Genomic DNA, 25699 nt, shown 5'->3' with positions numbered 1-25699 from the left:
TATATAATTCTTTATAAAGAAAGTAAAAAAAAACAAATATTTTTATGTTATTTAAAAAACAAATACAAAATTGTGTAATTATTGGATCTGGACCTGCTGGTTATTCTGCTGCTATATATGCAGCAAGAGCTAATATAAATCCTATTCTTTTGACTGGATTTCAACCTGGAGGACAATTAACGACAACTACTGATGTTGATAACTATCTTGGTTTTCCCGAAGGGATTAACGGGAACGATCTAATGAATAATTGCAAAAAACAAGCAGAACGTTTTAATACTAAAATAATTCATCAATCAGTAAATCATGTTATTTTATCTAATAAAAAAGGAGGAACACATCGTATTTTTTTAGATAAAAAAAAATGTATAGAAAGTATAGGACTTATTGTAGCTACAGGTTCTCGACCGAAATCTCTGGGAATCAATAAAGAAAAAAAATTTATAGGATTAGGAGTTTCTTTTTGTGCTACTTGCGATGGTTTTTTTCATAAAGAAAAAGATGTAGCTGTAATAGGAGGTGGAGATACGGCTTTAGAGGAAGCACATTATTTAGCAAAGATTTGTAAAAAAGTGTATTTAATAGTGAGAAAAAATTATTTTAAAGCATCCAAAATTTTACAATATCGTATTTTAAGAAAAAAAAATATTAATGTCTTCTTTTGTTCCAATGTTACAGAAATTATTGGAGATAATTTTTTAGAAGGGATTAAAATTTTTAACCAAAAAACTGAAACTAGTAAAACAATTTTAATTAGTGGCTTATTTATTGCTATCGGTCATGTTCCTAATACAGAAATTTTTAAAAATGAATTAGATTTGGACAAAAAAGGATATATTATTGTGCAAAAAGGAAAAACTATAACGAGTAAACCTGGAGTATTTGCGGCAGGAGATGTCCAGGATCCTGATTATCGTCAAGCTATTACTTCTGCTGGAACTGGATGCATGGCGGCATTAGATTTAGAAAAGTATTTATCTTTATGCATTGAATCAATAACATGAAAAAATGTAGTCATTTTTTTGATTTTTTAATTTCTCACGCAAAAATTTATGGTTTCATTTTTCCTTCTAGCGAAATTTATGGAGGATTAAATGCTATTTATGATTATGGTCCACATGGAGTGGAGTTAAAAAATAATATAAAAGAATTTTGGTGGAAGTCAATGACTCAGATTCATGAAAATATAGTAGGAGTAGATTCTTCTATCCTTATGCATTCTAATGTTTGGCATGCATCCGGTCATGTTGATCAATTTAATGAATTATTAATTGAGAATAAAGACTCTAATAAGAGATATCGTCCTGAAATTTTAATTCAAGAATATGTAGATAAAAATTTTTTAAATGATCCTAAAAAAAAAGAAAAAACATTATCTCGTTTATCTAAATCTTTGAAAAAAAGAGATTTGCTTGACATTAAAATTTTAATTGATGAATTATGCATTTGTGATCCCGTTTTTAAAAGAAAAAATTGGACAGAAATTCGTCATTTCAATATGATGTTCAAAATTAAAAATGGCAATGAAAAAGATTTATATCTTCGCCCCGAAACAGCTCAAGGTATATTTTCTAATTTTCAAAATATTATAAGATCTAATAGAATGAAAATTCCATTTGGAATTGCACAAATAGGAAAATCATTTAGAAATGAAATTATTGCAAGAAAATTTATATTCAGAATGCGGGAATTTGAACAAATGGAAATGCAATTTTTTATTCTTCCCGAAGAAGAAATGAAATGGTATGAGTATTGGAAAAAAAACCGATTAAAATGGCATTTAGAATTAAACTCAGAAGATAATAAAAAATCCTATAAATTATGTGATCATGATCATTTAGCTCATTATGCAAGTGTGGGGGCAGATATAAAATTTCATTTTCCTTTTGGGTTTCAAGAAATAGAAGGAATTCATTCTCGTAGAGATTTTGATTTAAAAAATCATGAATTTTTTTCTAAAAAAAAATTAAGAATTTTTGAATTGGATCGAAATTATATTCCTTATGTTATAGAAACATCTTTAGGATTAGATCGTCTTTTTTTAGCTATATTTTCTTCTTCCTTAAAAAAAGAAAAATTAAAAAATGGAAAAATACGTATAGTATTAAAACTTCCCTATTATTTATCTCCAATTAAAGCGGCTATATTTCCGTTAGTTAGAAAAGATGGATTACCAGAAATAGCAAAAAAAATATTTAATGATATAAGGGGTTATCATAGATTAGTTTACGATGAAAAAGAATCCATTGGGAAACTATATCGAAGACAAGACGCTATAGGAACTCCATTTTGTTTTACTGTAGATTACAATACTATAAAAACAGATACAGTAACCATAAGATATAGAGATAATATGGAGCAAAAAAGAATTCACATAAAAGAAATATCAAAAATAATAGAACAAGAAACTGGATTAAGAAAAATTTTAAAAAACTTATCTAATTTTAGATAATTTTATTTTTCTCTTATTTCCGCTTTTAATTCTTTTCTCAAAAAAAATTCAATTTTTTTCATCAAATTATTGATAATTTTATCAGTTAATGTCTTTTTTTTACTTTCAAAAAAGAAACTTATAGTATAAGATTTTTTTGATATAGGTAAATTGCTCCCTTCATATAAATCATATATTTTAATTTTTTTAATTATATGATTTTCTTTTTTTTTAATTAATTGATTGATTCTTTCAAATGAAAAAGTTTTATCCACTAATAGAGATAAATCTCTTCTTGAAGTTGGATACCTGGAAAACGGAACATAAATTATTTTTTTTTCTTGAATAAGAGAGACCAAGTATTTCCAATCAATTTCTGCATAAAACATTTCATTTTTTTTTAAAATATTATTTTTATACTTCCCAATTTCAACTAAATTTTTATGGTTGTATAACATAGAGATCCCATTTTCCAATAATGGATGTTTGGAAAGTATTTGAGTATAATTACATATTCCACTTTTTTGAAAAATTTGTTCAATAATTCCTTTTAAATAAAAAAAAGGAGAATTTTTAGATTCATTTTTTTCTTTTTGTGATATAGCTATTCCAAGACAGGTTTTTTCTAAAAATTTATTATTCCTTTTATAATATATTTTCCCTAATTCAAAAAATTTTATTATATCAGAATCAATTCGGTTATTATTATAATTATATTTGATACAATCAATCATGTTGAATAATAAGCTAGAACGCATAAGTTTATGACTTTGATTCACTGGATTCATAACCCTAATCTCTTTTCTATTAAAAAAAGAATTAAGTAAATAAGAATATTCTTTTTCATTTATTATAGTAGAAGAAATTATTTCATGAAAGCCATAACAAACTAATTGTTCTAAAAACATTTTTTGTATTTCATGTTCTGTTTTATAAAAAATTTTAGGAAATGTAGTAATTTTGATTTGTTTATTATATATTGGTATTTTATGAATACCATAAATCCGTAATATTTCTTCAATTACATCTATTTCCCTTTGAACGTCTGTTCTATACGAAGGAACGCTAATGAATAAATATTTATCATTCTCATAATAAATCATCATTTCTAATAATAACAAAATTTTTTTTATTTTTTTCCTAGATATTTGTCTTCCTATAATATTTACAATTTTATTATAACGAAGTTTTATTTTTGAAAATGAAACAGGATTAGGATAAAAATCAATTATATCTGAACATATTATTTTATTTTTTGTCATGTTCTTTATAAGAAAAGATGTTCTTTGTAGAGCGTATACAGTCTGATTAGGATCTATATCTTTTTCAAAAAGATGTTGTGTTTCTATTTTTAAAAAATGTTTTTTTCTAATATTCCGTATAATGGTGGGGTTAAAACAGGCGCTCCCAATAAAAATATTTTTAGTTCTAATATGTATATTAGATTTAATATTATTGATCATTCCAGCTATAGATAATGGTTTTACAGTATCATAAATAACTAAATCTGTTTCATTAAGTTTTATTTTTATATCATCCGAAAATTGAAAATCTGTATTTTTTTCCGCATTTTTGATTATAATTTTTCCATCCTCTATTTGATCCATGTCAAAAATATGTATCGGGTGTCCCAATTCGTACATAACAAAATGCATTATATCTATTATATTATTTATAGATTTTATCCCTATAGATTTTAATCTAGAAATTAACCAATATGGAGATGGCTCTATTTTTATTTTTGAAATAAACATTCCGGAATATCTTACACACTCTTCATGTTTTTTTACAAAAATTTGAATACGAGATTTATTATTACAATTAATTTCTTCATTAATTTCTGGTTTTAACAAATGGACTTTGTATCCACGAAATCTCAATACAGCGTATAAATCACGTGCAATTCCGTAATGACTCATCGCATCTGTACGATTATGAGTGATTTCCATATCTAAAATAAAATCCTTATCCGTGTTATTAATTCCTTTTACTGTTAGTCCAATATCAGTCAATATATTGGATATTTGGTTTTCATCCATATTAATAGGGAATACATATTTTTTAAGCCAATTCAATGATATTTTCATATTTTTATTGTAGACATAATCAATATAAAAATAGATTCTTCTTTTTTTTTCTTATATAAGGGCCTTAAAACTACCATTTTATGATATAGTTCAAAATAAACAAAATCTTCATTCAAAGAAGATAGAATTTCAATTAAAAATTGAGAATTAAAACCTATTTTCATATTTTTAAGATTATTAAAAACAACTTTACACTCTATTTTTGAAATAGAATAATGAATATCAATCGCATTTTGATCACAAATTTTTAATTCATTATGATTAAAATGGAAATCAATAAAATTTTTTTTGTTTTTAGAAAAGATAGAAATTCTTTTAATAGTATTTAACAATAATAATTTATTAATAATAAGAGATATATGGCATTTATTATTCTGAATAATAGAATGATAATCTGGATATTTTTCATTAATTAGTTGACAGGATAAAATATGATTTTTGAAATGAAAAAGAATATTCTTATTGAAAATTAAGAGAAAAATCATATTATTTTTTTTTTCGTTTTTTAAAATTTCCTGAACTATATTAAGATGTTTTCGAGATACAGTAAATTGTATATTTCTATTTGTTTTAAAATTCTTTATAGTATATTTAACTAGTTTATAAGTATCTGTAGCTACAAAATTTGCCTCATTGGTAAAAAATTGAAAAAATACTCCATTTAATATAGGGTTCAATTCTTCGTCAACAATATGAAATAAAGTTTTATTTAATATTTTTAAAAGAACATTTGAAAGTAAAGAAATTTTTACAAAAGAATATCTACATAGTGAATAGATATTATTATGATTTTGATCGAAGAAAGTAGGGATTTCATAAACCCCATGCTTTGAATAAATATTAAGTATATTTTTTTTTTTCTTTAGAAAAAGTTTTTCATTTGAAAATGTACTTAGAAGATCTATCATAAATTTTATAGATACAGTCACTTTTTCTTTAGTATATTTTTTAATACATATTTTTACATATGTAAAAATTAGATTCTTTGAATCTAATCCCCATATAATTCTTAATTTATTTTTTTTCGAAACTTCAAAAGTAATTAAATTCGATAAATTATTAATATTTATAATTTTATATAAAGTATGTAATTTTCTTAATAGAAAGTAATTTAAAACAGAAAAATACATATTCTATAGGTGTTGTTTTACAAAAACAAACAATAATACAATAATAATTCATTTTTAGTAGCGTGAGGGGGATTTGAACCCCCGACCTCTGGGTTATGAATCCAACGCTCTAACCGACTGAGCTATCACGCCGATAATGTTGTATGTTTTATTTTACTATACATACATACTCATACTATTGATAAGATAAAGTTAGTATATTTTTGTCTTATATTAATATTTGTAATATTATGACTATTGATTTGAGTAATCTTAGAAAAGACTATGCAAAAAACCCTTTATTGGAATCTGAAGTACCAAAAGAACCTTTTTTATTGTTTGATAACTGGTTTAAACAGGAAAAATTATTTCAAAAAGATAACGAAGAAATTAACGCTATGTCTATTTCTACTATAGGGGAAGATGGAGGGCCAGAAACTAGAGTTGTTTTATTAAAAGAATATTCAGAAAACGGATTTATTTTTTATACAAATTATTATAGTTTGAAAGGAAGGGCAATTCAAAATATACCTAAAGTATGTATTTCTTTTTATTGGAAAAATATGGAAAGACAAATTATTATTAAAGGAATAACATCAAAAATTCCAAGAAAAAAATCAGATGAATATTTCCATAACAGACCTATAGGAAATAAAATTGGAAGTTGGGTTTCTAGACAAAGCATGATTATTTCGTCTAAAGAATATTTATTAAAACAATATAATAAATGGAACAATTTTTTTAGTAAAAGAACTATAAAACGGCCTTTTGATTGGGGGGGGTATCTTGTAAAACCTTATAGAATGGAATTTTGGCAAGGACAACCTAACAGACTTCATGATAGACTTGTTTATATTTTAGAAAAAGAAAAAAAATGGATTTTGTGCAGATTATCTCCATGATAATATAATAATAAAGAAATAAAGAGATAAAGTTTGTTGAATTACAAACTTTATCTCTTTTCTTTAAAATTTTGTTAATTCTGCTCCTATTTTAAATTTAGCTACTTTTTTTCCTGGAATATATATTTTTTTTCCTGTTCTAGGATTGACTCCATTTCTGGGATGTCTTTCTACTACAGAAAAGGTTCCGAATCCTACAAGAGTTACTTTATCTCCTTTTTTTAGTGATTCAATCACTGTTTCAATAAATGCATCTGTAACGTTTTTTGCTTTTATTTTTGTTATTCCAGTTTTTTCGGCTATTGAATTAACCAATTCCGTTTTGTTCATGAATAATTAATTTAATTTTAGTTAACTATAAAATAATCTTATAATTAACAACAGCAATAGCAAATATATATATAAAGTATAAATGATTAAATTTTTTTATCGAACAAAAAGATTTTCTCTTATTTTCAATCCATTAATTAAATTTTTAATATGCATTCTTTTTTTACCTTCTATTTGTCCTTCAATAATAGATATAAAACCTTCTTTAACGGAAATTTTCATTTCATGTGATAAAACAATGAATATCAGACCAATTGGAAGAATATGTGTTTTACGTATTTTTTTAACAATAAAAATTTTAAATCTAACAAATTTTTCTTTATTAAAAAATAACAAAGTCCATGCTGTAGGATAAGGACTTAATCCTCTTATTTTGTTATAAATTGATTCTATAGAAGGATTTTCCCATTGTATTCTACAATCTTTAGTATATATTTTTGGAGCGTATTTTAATACAGAGGAATCAATTTTTTTTTGAGAAATAGATTTTATTTCATTTCCTATAATATTTTCTAAAGTTTGAATAACTATAGAGCCACTAATTTTTTTTAATTTTTCTTCTAGTTCTCCTGCGGTTTCTTCTTTTTCGATTCCAATTTCTTTTTGTAAAATAATTTTTCCAGAATCTATTTTTTTTTCTATGAAAAAAGTAGTTAATCCAGTTTTACTTTCTCCATTAATAATAACCCAATTAATAGGAGCTGCTCCTCTATATTGTGGAAGAAGAGAGGCATGTAAATTGAAAGATCCCATTTTAGGAAAATTCCAGACTTCTTTAGGTAAAACACGAAATGATACAACTATTTGTATATCTGGATTCCATACTTTTAGAGTTTCTAAAAAAAAATGATTTTTAAGATTTTTAGGTTGTAAAAAGGGAATATTATTTTCTAATGCGTATATTTTAACAGGTGTAAATGCTTTTTCACCTTGATTTTTAAAAAATGGATTATCAGGACTTGTGATTATTCCTATAATATTATGTTGTTTTATATATAATTCTTTTAATGTATAAAGAGAAAAATTGTTTGAACCTATGAATACAATTTTGGGAAACTTTTTCATGTAATTTATTTGTAATTTAAATTCACTAATTTTATCTTGTAATTTTTGTAAAAAAGTTCATTGGATTTTGAAAATCAAATATATAAAAATAAAATATCATTTTTTTAATTTTTAATAATGAAAAATATTAATATATGTATTGGACTTTAGAATTAGCTTCTCATTTAGAAGATGCACCTTGGCCGGCAACAAAGGAAGAATTGATTGATTTTGCTATTCGTACGGGAGCTCCTTTAGAGGTAGTTGAAAATCTTCAACAGTTAGAAAATGGGGAAGGAGAAGTTTTTGAATCTATAGAAGATATATGGGCGGATTATCCACGTGATGACGAAGATTTTTATTGGAATAGAGATGAATATGAACTTTGAATTGTTTATTTTTTATATGATCAATTAATTTAATATATTTTTTAGTTTAATGAGTTTTATCATAAAGATTTTAAATAAATTATTAGTAAATAAGAATGATAGAGACCTTAAAGAGGTTAGAAAATTTTTGGTTCAAATCAAAAAAGAAGAGAAAAAAATCTTTTTGTTATCTGACGATGAATTAAGAAATAAAACTCAAGACTTAAAAAATATTATACAAACATATACAAAAAAATTTCATGAAAAGAAAAAAAAATTATTAAAGAAAATACAAGAAAAATTTTGTTCTATTAGCGTTTTAGAAAAAATATATTCAAATCTAGAAAGTCTTCAAGAAGAATGTTACAAAACAGAACAAAAAGTATTAATAGATATTTTACCTCAAGCTTTTGCTATAATTAAAGAAACAGCTAAACGTTTAAAAGATAAAAAACGACTTATTGTTACATCTACTTCTTTTGATAAAGAATTATCAAAAATAAAGTCTTATGTCCATTTGAATGGAGATCAAGCAATTTGGATAAATGAATGGAATGCATATGGAAAAAGCATTATTTGGGACATGGTTCATTATGATGTTCAGTTGATGGGAGGGGTAGTATTACATCAGGGAAAGATAGCCGAAATGGCTACGGGGGAAGGAAAAACTTTTGTAGCCACTTTATCTGCTTATTTAAATGCTTTATCTGGAAGGGGGGTCCATGTTGTTACAGTAAACAGTTATTTATCTAGAAGAGATACAAGTTGGATGGCTCCTTTAATGGAATTCCATGGATTAAAAGTTGATTGTATTGATAATTATTCATCTTCTGATGTATATATGCGTAAAAAAGCATATCAAGCAGATATTACTTATGGAACAAATAATGAATTTGGGTTTGATTATTTACGTGATAATATGGCTTGTTCTAAAGAAGAATTAGTTCAAAGAGAGTTAAATTATGCTATTATAGATGAAATAGATTCTGTATTAATAGATGAAGCGCGTACTCCTTTGATTATATCGGGTTCTGTTGATCCTAAAAAAGATAATAAAGAAGAATTTGAATTATTTAAAGGAAAAGTAAAAACTCTAGTTAGTAAGCAAAACATTATAGTTAATAATTTTTTGCATGAAGCAAAGAATTTAATCAAAGATGGAGAAAAAAAATTAGGCGGATTTAAATTATTTCAAGCGTATCGTGGATTACCCAAAAAAAAATCTTTAATAAAATTTTTGAGTGAAGATAATATTCGTTTAATATTGCAAAAAACTGAATCTCAATATTTTCAAGATCATGGAAGAGAGATGTATAAAGTGGACAAAGATCTTTATTTTGTGATAGATGAAAAAAATAATACTGTGGAATTAACAGATAAAGGGATTGAATTTTTATCAAAAAATGTGGAAGATATAGGCTTTTTTGTCTTACCAGATGTCAATATAGAACTTACTGAAGTAGAGAAAAAAAATTTTTCCAAGGAAAAAGAAATAAATGAAAAAGAAAAACTTTTGAAAAATTTTTCTATAAAATCACAAAGAATTCATACTATTAATCAATTACTTAAAGCTTTTACTTTATTTGAAAGAGATGTGGATTATGTCGTTTTAGATAAAAAAGTGAAAATAGTAGATGAACAAACTGGTCGTATAATGGAAGGAAGACGTTATTCTGATGGCTTACATCAAGCTATAGAAGCGAAAGAAAGTGTTCAAGTAGAATCTTCCAGTCAGACTTTTGCTACAATCACTTTACAAAATTATTTTAGAATGTATAGGAAAATATCTGGTATGACAGGAACTGCAGAAACAGAATCTGGAGAATTTTGGCATATTTACAAATTAGATGTAGTAGTAATTCCGACACATAAAAAAATACAAAGGAAAGATTTGCAAGATCTTGTTTTTAAAACTAAACGAGAAAAGTATAATGCTGTTATAGAAAAAATTATTCTTTTATCTCAAAATGAAAAACGTCCGGTTCTTGTTGGGACCACTTCTGTTGAAGTTTCAGAATTCCTAAGTAGAGCTTTAAAATTTATGAAAATACCGCATAATGTTTTAAATGCCAAATTACATGAAAAAGAAGCGGAAATTATAGCAAAAGCAGGATTTTCTGGATCCGTAACTATAGCAACTAATATGGCAGGTCGTGGAACTGATATTAAACTATCAAAAGAAGTTATTAAAAATGGAGGATTATCGGTTTTAGGAACAGAAAGACATGATTCTAGAAGAGTAGATAATCAATTAAGAGGAAGATCAGGACGTCAAGGAGATCCAGGTAGTTCTCAGTTTTATGTGTCTTTAGAAGATAATTTAATTCGTTTATTTATTGATTCGGAAAGATTATCTAAATTAATGGATCGATTTGGACATAAAGAAGGAGATATAATACAACATCCTTTATTGACCAAATCTATTGAAAAAGCACAAAAAAAAATAGAAGATAACAATTTTAGTATACGAAAACGTTTGTTAGACTATGATGATGTTATTAATAAACAAAGAGAATTTATTTATAAAAAACGAAGAAATGCATTATGTGGGGATGAATTGAGTTTAGATATTTCTAATATGGTTTATCTTTTATTAGATATAATGATTAATGTTAATCAATCTCTCAATGATTTCAAAAATTTAGAATATGAATTTTTTCAAATTTTTGGAATTAAATTTCCTATACAAGAAGATGAATTTGTATCTTACAAAGAACGAGATTCTGTAAACACACTTCATGATATAATTATTGGTTATTATGAAGAGAAGAAAATAAAAATGATAGATCAAGATATCAAACCTATTATATCTAATATTGTAGATAATAAAAATCAAGAATTTTATCAAATACGAGTTATTTTAACAGATGGATATCAAAATATAGTTTCTATATCATATTTGAAAGAGTTCTACAATACAAAAGGAAAATCTTTATTATCCATGTTTGAAAAAAAGACTATATTATGTTTTATGGATGAAAAATGGAAAGAGCATTTACGTGAAATGGATAGTTTACGATATTCTGTACAAAACGCTGTTTTTGAACAAAAAGATCCTCTTATTGTTTATAAGCAAAATGCTTTTAATTTGTTTCAAGAAAGAGTTTATAATATAAACAAAAGAATTATTTCTTTTTTACTTAAATCTACTATTATAAGAGGAGACATTTTGTGCTTTCCAAAAAATAAAAATAATTTTAAAACAAATCTTTTTATGAATATGAAAGGAAAAGATAAAAAAAAATTAGGAAGAAACAATAGAATTAATATTCGTCATTTAATTACAGGAGAAACTAAAAATATTAAATTCAAACAGATAGAATTTTTTTTAGAAAAAGGAGAATGGATCATAGAGGAGGATTCTTTTTAGAATAGAATATGTTTTTTAGAAATAAAACGTATATTTTTTATTATTATTTTATTCATTATATTTTGTCATTTCGGAATAAGTTTATGGTCAATAAGAAAGAGTTATGATTCTATTAATTATATTCCATATAATGCATTTGGTGTAGTTTTAGGAACTTCTAAATATTTGCAGGGGGGCGGAATTAATGCATATTTTAAGTATAGGATAGATGCAGCTTATTTTCTTTTTTCTCATAACAAAATACGTTATATTATTGTAAGTGGAGATAATAGAGAAAAAAACTATAATGAACCAAAAATGATGAAAAAAGAGTTAATTAAAAAAGGGATTCCTTCTCATTTTATATATGAAGATTTTTATGGAATTAACACTTTACATTCTGTCATTAGGGTTCATCAAATTTTTCATCAAAAAAAATTTACGATTATATCTCAAAAATTTCATAATGAAAGAGCTATTTTTATTGGAAATTGTTTAGGACTGGATGTAATTGGGTTTAATGCTAAAAGTCTTACTTTTGATACTAAAATACAACTCAGAGAAATTTTTGCAAGAATTAAAGCCTTATGGGATATTATTCTATCTATTAGATTAGATAGAATAGGATTAGGATAGATAAGATAAATATTTTTTCAAAATTTGAGCATTGTTAGATTTTTGAGTGTTTATTTCTAATAAAAAAGGTTTATTTGACTTTTCCCAAAAGGAGGATAAACTATTTTTTAAAGCATTTTGATTAGATACTTTTTCATATTTCCAATGATGCATTTCGCATATTTTTTCTGCGGAAAGAATATGTTTTGTTTCGAAAAAATTGAATATTTTTTCAGGAAGTTCTTTTTCTGAAATGAATCTGAAGATATTCCCCCCTCCATTATTAATAAGTATAATACGAAAGTTTTTTGGAATGTAATTATTCCATAAAGCATTACTGTCATAAAAGAAACTTATATCTCCAATTATTAATGTAACAGTTTTTTTTGTAACAGAAGAACCTACAGCAGTTGAAACAGATCCTTCTATTCCTGAAGTTCCACGATTACAATAAGATTTAATAGAATATTTTTTTTCATCAAAAAGTTGATAATATCTTACAATCATACTGTTTCCTAATTGTAGGATAGTATTATTAGGTATAGCTTTAAACACAAAGAACAAAACTTTTAAATCTGAAAAACTTTTTTCTTTTTTTAAAAAAAATTTATGTTTTTTCTTTTTTTCTCTTTTTAATTTATCCCATTTTTCTCTGTAATCTGAAAAAGGGATAGTATAATTATCAAAAATTTGAAAAAATGATTCTGGATTTATATCCCAATAAGTAGTTAATTTATAATAGGTATCCGGGTAATTTTCGTAATGTTTCCCTATATGCCAATGATATATTGGAGGATATTTTCTTAAAAAATATTTTATTTTTTTTGATATAATGTTTATTCCAATAGTTAATAAAATATGAGGTTTCAAGCTTATCCATTTTTTAGGATTCATATTAAAAATAAGTTGATCTATATTTGAAAAAAAAGATTTTCCATATACATGAGATGTTGTTTCTGTGAAAATCACGATAGAAGGATTCAAACTTAACTTTCTTAAAATTTTTTCCATATTCTTTTTTTCCGGATAATATAATCCCAACAAAATCATTTTTTTTTTACATTTTTTCCATATATATTGTTCTTTTTTATAATTATATGTTTTAATATAATTTTTAATAGGAATAGTTTTTATAATTTTAGGTTTTACTTGTAAATGATTTATAGTATTATAAAGTGGTTCAGAGAATGGGATATTAATATGTATAGGTTTATTTTTTAAAATACATTTGTTTATAGATTGATTCATCAATCTATCATTATACCATATTCCTGATTCAGATTCGTCTTCTGTCAATTGAATAGAAGTTTCTACATGTTTTTGAAAAATATTTTCCTGATGAATAGATTGTCCTTCAAATACGTCTACTATTTCTTTTGGTCTATCTGCTGTCACTAAAATAAGTGGAATCCTTTGATAAAAAGCCTCTATAATTGCAGGATAATAATTAACGACAGCAGATCCAGAAGTGCAACTAATGACTACAGGTTTTCTAATTTGTTGAGCAATTCCTAATGCAAAAAAACCAGCACATCGTTCGTCTACAATACTGTAGGTTTTAAAATCTTTATGTTGAGTAAAATGTATAATGATTGGAGCGTTTCTAGATCCTGGAGATATGATTATGTTAAATATAGATTTTGCTTTTAAAATCTCTCCTAAACTTTGAACAATTTTTTTATTTGAATACATTTATGATTTAAATTAACCCTCCATTTACATTTAATACAGTACCAGTAATATAGTTTGATAAATCTGAAGCAAGAAATAAAGTAGAATTAGCTATGTCTTGAGGGGTTCCTGGTCTTTTTAATGGAATATTTCTTATCCAATTTTCTTTGATTTTATATTCAAAGTGATAATTCATTTTTGTTACAATATAACCGGGAGCTATAGCATTACAACGGATATTTTTTTTACCTAATTCTCTGGCTATTGATTTTGTAAATCCAATAATTCCTGCTTTCGATGCTGCATAATTAGATTGTCCTATATTTCCCGTTAATCCTACAACGGAGCTCATATTAATAATGCTCCCTTTTTTTTGTTTCATCATTGGATGAATAGCATGTTTAGTTAAATTAAATATAGAATATAGATTAGTTTTAATGACATAATCCCAATTCTCTTTCGAAATTTTAAGCAAAAAATTATCTTTTATAATCCCTGCATTGTTCACTAATATATCTATACTCCCATATTTTTTTATCACCTTTTGCACTAAATTTTCTGATGAATGAAAATCAGAAAGATCTATTTGATATGCTTCAACCAAATCTTTAAATTCAAATTCTAATTTTTTTGCTTCTTTTTTTGAGGAAAAAAATGTAAAAATAACATTAGCTCCATGTTGTACAAAAGTTTTTACGATAGACTTCCCTATATCTCCTGAACCTCCTGTTACTATAGCTATTTTTCCATTTAATAATTTCATATGATAATATGATTATTTTTAATTAATTGAAAGATAAGATTTAATTGTTCATCTATACTCAAAAATGTATTATCTATTTCTATAGAATCTATAGATTTTTTGAGTGGGGATACATTTCGTGAAGTATCCATTATATCTCTATGAATTATATTTTTTTTTACTTCTTCATAAGACACCTCTTCTCCTCTTTTTTTTAAATCTTGATATCTTCTGTAAGAACGAATTTCTATGGATCCCTTCATAAATATTTTTAACTCTGATTTAGGAAATACACAATTTCCTACATCTCTTCCATCTATAACAATTCCTTTGTTTTTTCCAATATTTCTTTGCATGGTAGTTAACTTATCTCTAAGTTCTGGAATTTGAGCTATTAAACTTACTTTAGCCGCTACTTTTTCAGATCTAATCTTAGATTGAATATTTTCTTCATTTAAAAAAATATCTGTTTGATTATATTTTTTATTCCATTTAAATTTTAACCTGATTTCTTTCAAAATAGAAATAAAATTTCTAGTGTTCCACAAATCACTATCAAAAATTTTTTTTCGAATAGCAAATAAAGCTACACTTCTATACATAGCGCCACTATCTATATATTTATATTTTAGTTTTTTAGAAATAGCTTTAGCTAAAGTGCTTTTACCAGATGAAGAGTATCCATCTATAGCTATAATAATTTTTTGATTCATATTAATTAATTCACATTTATTTTATATATGTTTATATGATAGTAATTTATAAAAAAGTTTTACGGTTAGAAAATCAGTAGAAGATTCCTCTTTATTAGGTAAAAGCTCTACTATATCAAATCCTATTACATTTTTTTTTAGAAAAACTTTTTTTAAAAATTTTAAAGTTGTATACCAAGATAAACCTCCTGGTTCTGGAGTCCCTGTAGAAGGAGCGATACTAGGATCAAAAACATCTATATCTATACTGATAAATACATTTTCAGATAATTTATGAATAGCATCTTGCATCCATAAATCATTTTCATAAATTTCATGCATATAAAATATGTTTCCTTTTTGAATATATTTTTTTTCTAGTATGTCCATACTACGAATTCCTATTTGTATTAAAGGATGTTTTTGAGAGGCTTCATACATAGAACAAGCATGATTGTAAGGATCCCCTTTGTATATAGGACGCAAATCTGTATGTGCGTCCATATGAAGAATACTTAAATTTGCATATTTTTCTCCGAAAGCTCTAATACTGCCTATTGATATAGAATGATCTCCTCCTATAAACGTTATGAATTTTTCTTTAGAAAGAAATTTTTTTGTAACATTATATATTTTTTCGATCATTTTTTTTGTAGAAATTGAAGAATTTATAACATAAGGAACAATAAAAATTCCTTTTTTATAGACTTCAGACTTGGTTTCAATATCATATAATTCTATATGTTCTGCTGCGGATAAAAAAGCTTTGGGCCCTTTTTTTGATCCCTTTTTCCATGTTTGAGTATAATCATATGGAACCAGGATAAGTACCGTTTTAGATTTATTAAGTGTAGCATACTTTTTAGGTATTCCCGCAAAAGTTTTTTTTTTGTAATTAAATTTCAATAACCTAATATTTTTAAAACTTCTTCTGGACTTTGTGATTGACGAAATATTTTATATACAAAATTTTTTTTTTCATTATGATCTATCAATATATGAATAGGTTGAGGGATTAAACAATGGTGTACTCCACCATATCCACTAATTGTATCTTGATAAGCTCCAGTATTGAAAAAACCAATATAAAGCGGAATTTTTCTATGAAAACAGGGAAGATATATAGCATTCATATGTTGTTCTGAATTATAATAATCATCACTATCGCATGTCAATCCTCCTAAAAAAACTCTTTCATAGCAATCATTCCAACGATTAATTGCCATCATAATAAATCTACGACTTATTGCCCAAGTATCAGGAAGTGTAGTCATAAAAGAGCTGTCTATCATATTCCATTTTTCTCTATCATTTTGACGTTTTTGATTAAGTATTTTATATAAAATCCCTCCACTTTCTCCTACTGTATAAGCGCCAAATTCTGTGTAAATATGAGGTTCTGAAATATTTTCTTTTTGACAAAATTTTTTGATTTGATAAACAATTTCATTCGCCATATATTCATAATCATACTTAAAAGACATAGATGTTTTAATAGGAAAACCTCCTCCTATATTTAGGATTTCTAATTCTGGTGCTATTTTTTTTAATTTAGCATAAATATGTAAACACTTGAAAAGTTCATTCCAATAATAAGCAGTATCTTTTATTCCTGTATTTATAAAAAAATGTAACATTTTTAATTCTACTTTAGGATTATTTTTTATTTTGTTTAAATAAAAAACAATAATATCTTTATATCCGATTCCCAATCTAGAAGTATAAAATTCAAATTTAGGCTCTTCTTCAGAAGCTATTCGTATACCCAATTTAAAAGGATAATTAATAACTAAATTTAGTTTTTCCAATTCATCTGAATTATCTAATATTGGAATTGTATTACAAAATCCATTATTTATAAGTTCTGATATATTTTCAATGTAATTTTTTGGTTTAAATCCATTGCATATAACTTCAATATTTTTAGTCGTTTTTCCTTTTCGATAAAGATTTTTGACTATTTCTATGTCATAAGCATATGAAGTTTCAATACTAATATTATTTTTCAAAGCTTCTTCTAACACAAAAGAAAAATGAGAACTTTTTGTACAATAACAATAAGTGTATTTATTGTTATATTGATTGGAATAAATTGCTTTTTCAAACCATTTTTTAGCTTTTCGTATATTTTGAGATATTTTTGGTAAATATGTAAATTTTAATGGAGTTCCGTATTTCTTTATAAGATCCATTAATGGAATTCCGTGAAATTCTAAAAAATTATTTTTTATAGAAAATTCCTCAGTGGGAAAATCAAAAGTTTGATCTATCAGATCAGCATAACGAATTTTCATTGAAAATGAATATAAAGTAAGAAAATTAACTTATATCTGTATCTTTATTTCCTTTATTATATATTAAAAATTTTTTTAAAAAAATATCTATTTCCCCATCTATTACAGATTGAACTTGTGTAGTTTCATAACCAGTTCTTAAATCTTTTACTAATTTGTAAGGATGCATAATATAATTTCGAATTTGAGAACCCCATTCTATTTTTTTTTTTTTGGATTCTATTTTTTCTTTTTTTTCATTTATTTTAATTCTTTCTATTTCAAATAATCTGGATTTCAATAATTGTAAAGCTTTTTGCCTGTTTTGTATTTGAGAACGTGATTCTGTATTCTCTATAGTAATTCCTGTAGGATTGTGACGTAATCTAACCCCTGTTTCTACTTTATTTACATTTTGACCTCCTGCTCCACTAGAACGGAAAGTCTCCCATTGTATATCTGATGTTTTAATATCTATATTAATATGGTCATCGACCATAGGATAAACATATACAGAAGAAAAAGAAGTATGACGTTTTGAATTACTATCAAATGGAGATAGACGGATCAATCTATGTACTCCATTTTCTCCTTTCAAATAACCAAAAGCATAAGGGCCATCTATTTCTAAAATAACAGATTTAATACCAGTAACATCTCCAGATACATGATGTATTTTTTTTACAGAAAAATTTTTTTTTTCTGCCCACATAAAATACATCCTCATTAATATAGAAGCCCAATCACAACTTTCAGTTCCTCCAGCTCCAGAAGATATTTGTAATATAGCTTTGAAAGAATCTTCTTTTTCTGAAAAAATATTTTTCAATTCTATATTTGAAAGTAATTTCTTAGTTTTATGCAATTGAATTTCGAATTCTTTTTCTAAATTTTCTTCTTTGGAAAAAGAAAATATTACTTCTAATTCTTCAAAAGCATTTTTTAATTCCGTAAAATCTTTTATGCATGCTTTCATATCATGCATTTCCTTTATAAAACTTTTAGATTTTTTATAATTTTTCCAGAAATTAGGACTTGATGTTTTTTCTTGTTCTTTATTTATATGCTCTTTTATTTTCTCTATTCTGAGAATATTATAAATTTTATGAATTCTTTTTGAAAGAGATTGTATTTCTTCTTTTTTTATCATAGTGCGAAAATAAATATTTTGAAATAATTAGTTTTGATAATTATTCTGATCAAAAATTTTTGATATTTTTTTTATATTATGAAAATAAAAATTTCATTTTTACATGAATTATAAGTTTACAATTAAATCACAAAAAGCGATACAAGAAGCGCAACATATTGCATTAAAGAATAATCAACAATCTATTGAAAATGCACATATTTTAAAATCAATTTTAAAAACTGAAGAAAATATAATTCATTTTATTTTAAAAAAATTAAAAGTAAATTATCAATCAATAATTATTGGCTTAGATCGCATTATTTCCACTTATCCAAAAATACTTAATGGTCCTTTAACTCAACATTTCAGCTCACATGTCTCAAACATGTTGAATTTTGCAGAAAATTATGCTAACATATTAAAAGATCAATTTATCTCTATAGAGCATATTTTTTACGGAATTTTTATGAGTTTAGATGATACTTCTAAATTATTGATAGATCAAGGAATAACAGAGAAAAAAATAAAAGAAGTAATTAAAGATATAAGAAAAAAAAATGGAAAAATAATTTCTCCTACAGTTGAAAATATCTATAATGCATTGGATAAATACGCAAAAAATCTTAATGAATGGGCCTATAAAGGGAAATTGGATCCTGTTATTGGCCGTGATGAAGAAATCCGTAGGGTTTTACAAATATTATCTAGAAGAACAAAAAACAACCCAATATTAATTGGAGAAGCAGGAGTAGGGAAAACTGCTATCGCTGAAGGTTTAGCCCATCGTATTATAAGTGGAGATATTCCAGATAATTTAAAAAATAAACAAGTCTATTCTTTAGATATGGCCTCTCTAATTGCAGGAGCTAAATATAAAGGGGAATTTGAAGAACGTCTTAAAGCTGTAATAAAAGAGGTAACATTTTCAGATGGAGAAATCATTTTGTTTATTGATGAAATTCATACTTTAGTTGGGGCAGGAGGAGGAGAAGGTGCTATGGATGCCGCAAATATTTTAAAACCAGCATTAGCCAGAGGCGAACTTAGAGCAATAGGTGCTACTACTTTAAATGAATATCAAAAATATTTTAGAATAGATAAAGCTTTAGAAAGAAGATTTCAACAGGTGTATGTTGATGAACCGTCTATTTCCGATGCTATATCTATATTACGTGGAATTAAAGAAAAATATGAAAGTCATCATAAAGTAAGAATAAAAGATGAATCGATTATAGCTGCTGTAGAATTATCTAAACGTTATATTAATGAACGTTTTTTACCAGATAAAGCGATTGATCTTGTAGATGAAGCGGCTTCTAAGTTGAGAATGGAAATAAATTCAAAACCAGAAGAATTAGATGTATTACATAGAAAAATTATGCATATGGAAATACAAATAGAAGCTTTGAAAAAAGAAAATGATGAAAACCAATTAATTCCTTTAAAAAAAGAATTATATAAATTGAATGAAGAAAGAATGGAATTGCAAACTCAGTGGCAAAACGAAAAAGATTTAGTTGAAGGTATCCAAAAAGCTAAAGATCAAATAGAAAATTATAAATTTGAAGCAGAACAAGCAGAAAGATCAGGTGATTATGGGAGAGTAGCAGAATTAAGATATGGAAAAATAAAAGAAGAGGAAAATAAAGTAAAAGCGTTAAAAAATGAATTAAAAAAACAAGAAGACAAGGGAAAAAAAATGATACAAGAAGAAGTTTATAGAGAAGATATCGCTCAAGTTGTATCGAAATGGACCGGAATTCCGGTTACTAAAATGTTGCAAAGTGAAAAAGAAAAATTATTACTTTTAGAAAAAAAATTACATAAAAGAGTAGTAGGGCAAAATGAAGCTATTCAATCTATAGCAGATGCTATACGGCGTTCTAGAGCAGGATTACAAGATGAAAAAAAACCTATAGGATCTTTTCTTTTTATGGGGAGTACTGGAGTAGGAAAAACAGAACTCGCTAAAACTTTAGCAGAATATTTATTCGATGATGAGAATAATATGATTCGTATAGATATGAGTGAATATCAAGAACGTCATTCTATAAGTAGATTCATAGGAGCTCCTCCTGGATATATAGGTTACGAAGAAAGTGGACAATTAACAGAAGCTATACGTAGACGCCCTTATAGTGTTATTTTGTTAGATGAAATAGAAAAAGCTCATTCAGATGTTTTTAATATCCTCTTGCAAATTTTAGACGATGGAAGGTTAACGGATAATAAAGGAAGAACTGTTAATTTTACAAATACTATTATTATTATGACTTCCAATATAGGGGCAGATATTATTCAGGAAAATTTGGATCAAGAAATTTCTTCTAATAGAATGGATGCTACGAAAAAAACTTTAATAGATTTATTAAAAAATGTTGTAAGACCTGAATTTATTAATCGTATAGATGAAATTATTTTATTTAAACCTCTTTCTAGAAAGGAAATAAAAGATATTGTTAAATTACAAATGAAAAAATTAGGAGAATTGCTATATAATAAGAAAAATATTTCTATCGAATCGACTAATGAAGCTATAGAATATTTATCGGAAAAAGGATACGATCCTCATTTTGGAGCTAGGCCTTTAAAAAGAGTGATTCAGCATGATATTTTAAATAATCTCTCCAAAGAGATACTAAAAGGTAAAATACAAAAAAGTCATAAAATTTTAATAGATTTTTTCAAAGAACAAGGAATTGTGTTTAGACAATCAGAAAGAATTGAAAATATTAATATTTTAAACACCAACAAGTGATTCATAAATCCGGTTTTGTTAATATTATAGGATCTCCTAATGTGGGGAAATCTACCTTAATAAATTCTCTTATGGGAGAAAAACTTTCTATCATAACGAACAAACCACAAACTACTCGTCATAGGATATTGGGAATTGTTAATAAATCTAATTTTCAGATTATCTTTTCGGATACTCCAGGTGTGATTGATCCTATTTATCCTATGCAAAAAATTATGATGCAATATGTAGAAAAATCATTAGAAGATGCAGATATTATTTTACTTACTACAGAAATAGGAAAATTAGAGGACGTTTCAATATTCAATCATATCAAAAAAAAAAACAAAAGTGTTCCCATTATTATATTGATTAATAAAATAGATAAAATAGAAACGCAATGTGGAGTATTATATTATACCATTAATTATTGGCATAAATTATTTCCTTATTCAGAAATATTCCCAATATCTGCATTAAAAAAAATGAATCAAGATCTATTAATGAATAAAATTATATCTTTGTTATCTGAACATCCCCCTTATTATCCCAAAGATTATTTAAGTAATAGACATGAACGTTTTTTTGTAAATGAAATAATTAGAGAAAAAATATTTTTTTTATATAAAAAAGAAATCCCTTATTCTGTAGAAGTTCAGACAAAATTTTTCAAAAATAAAAATACTTTTATATATATATTATCATACATATATGTAGAACGATATTCTCAAAAAGGAATATTAATAGGAAAAAAAGGAAATTCTATTCAAAAATTAAAGTTTTTTTCTATAAAAAGCATAGAGTTTTTCTTTAAGAAAAAGATACAATTAGAATTGTATGTAACAGTTTGTAAAAACTGGCGATATGATTACAAAAAGTTAAAAGATTTTGGGTACTAAATTTATTCAATTTTTATAATAAAAAATTCTTTTTTTCCAAATTGGAACAAAACATACTTTTTTCCTATTATATTTTCTTTTTGAATCATAATATTTTCTTTAACAAGAACTTGATTCAAGTGAATTGAATTTGCTTTTAAAGCACGATTCGCTTCACTTTTGGAAGAAAAAAAACCACTTTTTTTTAAAATATCTAATAAAAAAATACCTTTTTCAAATTCATCATAAGATATAAACATATGTGGAATATGATTATATATAGAAATGAAAGTTTTATCATCCAATAATTGATAGGGGTTGTTTATTTTTTCAAATAATACATTTGTAATTTCTATCATTTTTTTGGAAATTTCATTTCCATGGACCCATTCGGTAATTATATTAGCTAATTTTCTCTGTAACAATCTTTTATTTGGATATTTTCTATGTTCCATAATTAAATTTTGGATTTTGTCTTTAGAAAAAAAAGTATATATTCTTATATACTTTTCAATTTCAACATCAGAAATATTCATCCAAAATTGATAAAATTTATATGGAGATGTTTTTTTTTTATCTAACCATATATTTTTTTCTTTCTCACTTTTTCCAAATTTAACTCCATTAGGTTTTGTGATTAAAGGAAAAGTAATTCCATATGCTTTTTTTCCTGTTTTTTTTCGAATCAATTCTATCCCTGTCGTGATATTTCCCCATTGATCAGATCCACCAACTTGCAATTGGCAATTTTTTATTTGATTTAAATACAAAAAGTCATATCCTTGTATAAGAGAATAAGAAAATTCAGAGAAGGATATTCCGTCTTTTTTATGATTAATTCTTTTTTTGACGGAGCCTTTAGATATCATGTAATTTATAGGAAAAAATTTCCCTATTTCACGAATAAAATCTAGAAAAGTAATATTTTGAATCCAATCGAAATTATTTAACAATTCTATTTTTTCTGAATAAAAATTTAAAAGTCTTAATATTTGGTTTTTTATAGATTCCGTATTTTTTTGCAAAACTTTCTTACTTAAAAAGGTTCTTTTATTTTCCCTTTCTGAAGGGTCCCCTATCAAACCTGTTGCTCCACCAACTAATGCTATAGATTTATGTCCTTTTTTTTGAAAATGAATTAACATAATAATCGGCAAAAGACTTCCTAAGTGTAAAGAATCAGATGTCGGATCAAAACCTACATACATGGTTGTAGGTTTTTTTAATTGATTTTCTATACCAGGAACTTTATTTTTAATTAAACCTCTCCATGAGAGTTCATCAATAATATTTTGCATAGATAATAGAAATCTTGACTTAAATTATTCGATTATGATAAAAAAAATCATGATGTACAATTTATTTACTTTTTTTTTTAGTTTAGTTCATCTCATTTACAGCATTATTTTTTTTAAAAAAGATTTTCCCTTTATATTAAAAATATATGTTTTTTTATTGCCTGTAAATAATTTTCTTTTTCTTTTTTATTTGTTTACAAAACGTAAATATAAACATACTACATATATTTATGTACTATGTAGCACGGTTAAATTATTTTTCAGCATTTCTATTTTTTTTTATTTAATCATTGATTATTATGGTGTTTCAAATTTCTCTTTATTATTGAAAGCTTTAATTCATTTTATTTTTTCATATTTTATGATTCTTTTTTTTAGAATCATATTTTTATTGAATTAAATAATTTTTTTATTTATTGTTTTTTAAAAATTTTTCCTTTATAATCAATTCTACAGATTTATTTTCTATTTTTGAATTTAACCAAGAAATGATATCTAAATATAGGAAAGTTCTTTTTTCATAAGGATGATCATAATATTTAATTAATTTATCTCTTAATTTTTTAAATTGATTTTTTATTTGATGTGGATATACGTTTCCTAAATTTTGAAAAAAATGAATGATTTTCTTTTGTACAACATACCAGTCATCCATTTGAATAAAAAATTTATATGTAGATTGAATTTTTTGATCCATATTTTCATCTAAGCCGCTTTCGTAGCACGCGATTAAATGTAAAAGTCTAGCAAAACATTGCAAATCTTGTCGTAAGTTTTTTTTTTTGTTTTCCATAATCTTTGATAAATACAGAATAGTATTTTCATTATCTCCACTACCAAAATATAAACAAGCAATTTTATAATAAAGAATCATAATATAATGATAATCCAAACGATGAAAAATTTTATTAAATTCTATAAATAATGATGGAAGAACTTCTTTAACTCCTTTCGAGAAGCTTCCCTCCATATAATGTTTATTGATCCGGTTAGTATATGTATACATGAAAATTAATATTTTAGTATTCCCATTTATTAGTATTTCTCCATTTTTTACTTCTCTTTCAAATTGTTTAAACATATGAAGAAATTTTGAATAATGATTTAGATAAAATAAAGTATCTAACAAGTAATGATATCCTTTTAAATAACTTACAGGGGCTATTTTTTTAGCCTTTGTATGATTCTGAAACAATTCTACCCATTTATAAGATGATCTATAGCACATTATGAAATCTTGTCGAATATAATGATACCACACTTGAGCTTGATATAAAAATAATTTTTCGTAAAAACTAAGTTTATCAATATCAAATTTTGGAAGATTTGTACGAAAATATGTTTCTATAAATATTTTATCTTTTTCATTTCTTACATATCCTACTTTTAAATATAAACCATATAATTCTAAAGAAAGGCTAGATAATGCATTATTACATTGAATTCTTTCAATTAATTCTTTTGATTCCGAGGATAATTCTCCCGACCTAGAATAAAGACTTCTAGTTATATGTTGAGATTCTATCATTTTTTCAAATTCTACTAATTCTAATAGAATTGTATTCGATTCACAAGATCGAGCAATAATTTTTGCTTTTCCTAATAATTTTAAGCTTTGTATATATAAGCCTTTATTATATAAAATTTTAGCAAAATCTAAATATTCACGGATTTGTATATCATGATTTTCTATAGTCTGTTGTAATTTTTTAAGACTAATCAAAATTTGTTTATATAAATGAGCTTTCATATTAGATAATTGTTCTTTTTTTATTGGAACATTTTTTAATATTTTTTTTTCGTTGTAAGAACTCATTTTATTCATGATTTCGAATAATTTCATGAACTTAGCGTATTTATTTCTTTTTATACGATTCGCATAAAGTCTAAAATTTCTTTTCTCTGATTTTGATAAAGTTTGAATTAATAAAAATAGATGATCTGATTTATTTTTATTATTATTGTAATTAGACATTGTAATTTTATAATAATATTTTATTTGATTAATAGAAAAATATAAAGAAATTTTTGTAATTAGATA

At 25.0% G+C, this 25699-nt stretch carries 20 protein-coding genes and 1 tRNA gene; 8 read left to right on the top strand and 13 right to left on the bottom strand.

The window, feature by feature from the left end; genetic code table 11:
- Positions 1–44: 44 nt before the first annotated feature.
- Complete coding sequence (trxB, locus tag H0H64_RS02955) at positions 45–1004, top strand: thioredoxin-disulfide reductase (RefSeq protein WP_185857299.1); 960 nt, start codon at positions 45–47, stop codon at positions 1002–1004.
- On the top strand, positions 1001–2452 hold the full coding sequence (locus H0H64_RS02950) for a glycine--tRNA ligase (RefSeq protein ID WP_185857298.1): 1452 nt from the start codon (positions 1001–1003) through the stop codon (positions 2450–2452). Before trxB ends, H0H64_RS02950 begins: the two co-directional genes overlap by 4 nt.
- Before the next feature lie 2 nt (positions 2453–2454).
- Here H0H64_RS02950 and pheT read toward each other — a convergent pair whose 3' ends face one another.
- The 3 genes from pheT to H0H64_RS02935 all read right to left on the bottom strand — a co-directional run bounded on the left by pheT (position 2455) and on the right by H0H64_RS02935 (position 5780).
- Positions 2455–4518 (bottom strand): phenylalanine--tRNA ligase subunit beta, encoded by a 2064-nt coding sequence (pheT, locus tag H0H64_RS02945; RefSeq protein ID WP_185857297.1) that lies wholly within the window; start codon positions 4516–4518, stop codon positions 2455–2457.
- Complete coding sequence (locus H0H64_RS02940; RefSeq protein ID WP_185857296.1) at positions 4515–5648, bottom strand: DNA polymerase III subunit beta; 1134 nt, start codon at positions 5646–5648, stop codon at positions 4515–4517. The genes pheT and H0H64_RS02940 overlap by 4 nt, the downstream gene beginning before the upstream one ends.
- Before the next feature lie 58 nt (positions 5649–5706).
- Positions 5707–5780 (bottom strand) — tRNA-Met (locus H0H64_RS02935).
- Between the two features lie 98 nt (positions 5781–5878).
- On the opposite strand from H0H64_RS02935, the gene pdxH reads away from it, so the two are divergent.
- A complete protein-coding gene (pdxH, locus tag H0H64_RS02930; RefSeq protein WP_185857295.1) occupies positions 5879–6529 on the top strand; it encodes a pyridoxamine 5'-phosphate oxidase in 651 nt (216 codons plus the stop codon).
- A 63-nt stretch (positions 6530–6592) separates the two neighbouring features.
- Here the strand turns inward: pdxH and H0H64_RS02925 are convergent, their stop codons facing one another.
- Entirely contained in the window at positions 6593–6859 is a 267-nt protein-coding gene (locus H0H64_RS02925) for an HU family DNA-binding protein (protein WP_185857294.1), read from the bottom strand.
- Positions 6860–6955: 96 nt separating this feature from the next.
- Complete coding sequence (fmt, locus tag H0H64_RS02920) at positions 6956–7924, bottom strand: methionyl-tRNA formyltransferase (protein WP_185857293.1); 969 nt, start codon at positions 7922–7924, stop codon at positions 6956–6958.
- 134 nt (positions 7925–8058) lie between these two features.
- Here fmt and H0H64_RS02915 point away from each other — a divergent pair, with 134 nt between their 5' ends.
- From H0H64_RS02915 to H0H64_RS02905, 3 genes are all read left to right on the top strand, one after another.
- Entirely contained in the window at positions 8059–8292 is a 234-nt protein-coding gene (locus H0H64_RS02915) for a DUF2795 domain-containing protein (RefSeq protein ID WP_012821710.1), read from the top strand.
- A gap of 49 nt (positions 8293–8341) precedes the next feature.
- Entirely contained in the window at positions 8342–11641 is a 3300-nt protein-coding gene (secA, locus tag H0H64_RS02910; protein ID WP_185857292.1) for a preprotein translocase subunit SecA, read from the top strand.
- Between the two features lie 165 nt (positions 11642–11806).
- The gene (locus H0H64_RS02905) at positions 11807–12256 is read left to right on the top strand and encodes a SanA/YdcF family protein (RefSeq protein ID WP_238784985.1); all 450 of its coding nucleotides are present in this window, start codon (positions 11807–11809) and stop codon (positions 12254–12256) included.
- On the opposite strand, the gene menD is transcribed toward H0H64_RS02905, so the two are convergent.
- Genes menD through prfB form a run of 6 tightly spaced genes read right to left on the bottom strand, consistent with a single transcriptional unit; the run spans position 12248 to position 18763 of the window.
- Positions 12248–13927 carry a 2-succinyl-5-enolpyruvyl-6-hydroxy-3-cyclohexene-1-carboxylic-acid synthase gene (menD, locus tag H0H64_RS02900; RefSeq protein WP_185857291.1) on the bottom strand — a complete coding sequence of 560 codons (1680 nt, stop codon included), beginning with the start codon at positions 13925–13927 and terminating at the stop codon, positions 12248–12250. The genes H0H64_RS02905 and menD overlap by 9 nt on opposite strands.
- Before the next feature lie 7 nt (positions 13928–13934).
- Positions 13935–14669 carry a 3-oxoacyl-[acyl-carrier-protein] reductase gene (gene fabG, locus H0H64_RS02895; RefSeq protein WP_185857290.1) on the bottom strand — a complete coding sequence of 245 codons (735 nt, stop codon included), beginning with the start codon at positions 14667–14669 and terminating at the stop codon, positions 13935–13937.
- Positions 14666–15361, bottom strand: a complete 696-nt coding sequence (gene cmk, locus H0H64_RS02890) for a (d)CMP kinase (RefSeq protein WP_185857289.1) — start codon at positions 15359–15361, stop codon at positions 14666–14668. Before cmk ends, fabG begins: the two co-directional genes overlap by 4 nt.
- A gap of 21 nt (positions 15362–15382) precedes the next feature.
- Entirely contained in the window at positions 15383–16246 is an 864-nt protein-coding gene (gene speB, locus H0H64_RS02885; RefSeq protein ID WP_185857288.1) for an agmatinase, read from the bottom strand.
- Complete coding sequence (locus tag H0H64_RS02880) at positions 16243–17634, bottom strand: type III PLP-dependent enzyme domain-containing protein (RefSeq protein ID WP_185857287.1); 1392 nt, start codon at positions 17632–17634, stop codon at positions 16243–16245. The genes speB and H0H64_RS02880 overlap by 4 nt, the downstream gene beginning before the upstream one ends.
- A 25-nt stretch (positions 17635–17659) precedes the next feature.
- Positions 17660–18763, bottom strand: coding sequence for a peptide chain release factor 2 (gene prfB / locus H0H64_RS02875; RefSeq protein WP_185857286.1), 1104 nt, complete (start codon positions 18761–18763; stop codon positions 17660–17662).
- Positions 18764–18866: 103 nt separating this feature from the next.
- Here prfB and clpB point away from each other — a divergent pair, with 103 nt between their 5' ends.
- Together clpB and era are read left to right on the top strand one after the other, a co-directional pair.
- On the top strand, positions 18867–21503 hold the full coding sequence (gene clpB, locus H0H64_RS02870) for an ATP-dependent chaperone ClpB (RefSeq protein WP_185857285.1): 2637 nt from the start codon (positions 18867–18869) through the stop codon (positions 21501–21503).
- Positions 21503–22381, top strand: a complete 879-nt coding sequence (gene era / locus H0H64_RS02865; RefSeq protein ID WP_185857622.1) for a GTPase Era — start codon at positions 21503–21505, stop codon at positions 22379–22381. The genes clpB and era overlap by 1 nt, the downstream gene beginning before the upstream one ends.
- Positions 22382–22383: 2 nt before the next feature.
- Here era and tyrS read toward each other — a convergent pair whose 3' ends face one another.
- Together tyrS and H0H64_RS02855 are read right to left on the bottom strand one after the other, a co-directional pair.
- On the bottom strand, positions 22384–23658 hold the full coding sequence (gene tyrS / locus H0H64_RS02860; protein ID WP_185857284.1) for a tyrosine--tRNA ligase: 1275 nt from the start codon (positions 23656–23658) through the stop codon (positions 22384–22386).
- A gap of 409 nt (positions 23659–24067) precedes the next feature.
- Positions 24068–25633, bottom strand: a complete 1566-nt coding sequence (locus H0H64_RS02855; protein ID WP_185857283.1) for a hypothetical protein — start codon at positions 25631–25633, stop codon at positions 24068–24070.
- Positions 25634–25699 lie beyond the last annotated feature (66 nt).

The sequence above is a fragment of the Blattabacterium cuenoti genome (assembly GCF_014251635.1).
Classification (GTDB): Bacteria; Bacteroidota; Bacteroidia; order Flavobacteriales; family Blattabacteriaceae; genus Blattabacterium; species Blattabacterium cuenoti_S.
The sequence above is the reverse complement of the archived record's forward strand: the minus strand, read 5'-3'. Positions and strand labels throughout refer to the sequence as shown.

Coding starts and splice junctions, on each gene's coding strand:
- H0H64_RS02915 (WP_012821710.1), top strand. CDS start 8,059: ATGTATTGGACTTTAGAATTAGCTTCTCATTTAGAAGATGCACCTTGG.
- cmk (WP_185857289.1), bottom strand. CDS start 15,361: ATGAATCAAAAAATTATTATAGCTATAGATGGATACTCTTCATCTGGT.
- pheT (WP_185857297.1), bottom strand. CDS start 4,518: ATGAAAATATCATTGAATTGGCTTAAAAAATATGTATTCCCTATTAAT.
- H0H64_RS02855 (WP_185857283.1), bottom strand. CDS start 25,633: ATGTCTAATTACAATAATAATAAAAATAAATCAGATCATCTATTTTTA.
- secA (WP_185857292.1), top strand. CDS start 8,342: ATGAGTTTTATCATAAAGATTTTAAATAAATTATTAGTAAATAAGAAT.
- H0H64_RS02950 (WP_185857298.1), top strand. CDS start 1,001: ATGAAAAAATGTAGTCATTTTTTTGATTTTTTAATTTCTCACGCAAAA.
- clpB (WP_185857285.1), top strand. CDS start 18,867: ATGAATTATAAGTTTACAATTAAATCACAAAAAGCGATACAAGAAGCG.
- trxB (WP_185857299.1), top strand. CDS start 45: ATGTTATTTAAAAAACAAATACAAAATTGTGTAATTATTGGATCTGGA.
- H0H64_RS02925 (WP_185857294.1), bottom strand. CDS start 6,859: ATGAACAAAACGGAATTGGTTAATTCAATAGCCGAAAAAACTGGAATA.
- tyrS (WP_185857284.1), bottom strand. CDS start 23,658: ATGCAAAATATTATTGATGAACTCTCATGGAGAGGTTTAATTAAAAAT.
- prfB (WP_185857286.1), bottom strand. CDS start 18,763: ATGATAAAAAAAGAAGAAATACAATCTCTTTCAAAAAGAATTCATAAA.
- menD (WP_185857291.1), bottom strand. CDS start 13,927: ATGTATTCAAATAAAAAAATTGTTCAAAGTTTAGGAGAGATTTTAAAA.
- H0H64_RS02940 (WP_185857296.1), bottom strand. CDS start 5,648: ATGTATTTTTCTGTTTTAAATTACTTTCTATTAAGAAAATTACATACT.
- pdxH (WP_185857295.1), top strand. CDS start 5,879: ATGACTATTGATTTGAGTAATCTTAGAAAAGACTATGCAAAAAACCCT.
- fabG (WP_185857290.1), bottom strand. CDS start 14,669: ATGAAATTATTAAATGGAAAAATAGCTATAGTAACAGGAGGTTCAGGA.
- H0H64_RS02880 (WP_185857287.1), bottom strand. CDS start 17,634: ATGAAAATTCGTTATGCTGATCTGATAGATCAAACTTTTGATTTTCCC.
- fmt (WP_185857293.1), bottom strand. CDS start 7,924: ATGAAAAAGTTTCCCAAAATTGTATTCATAGGTTCAAACAATTTTTCT.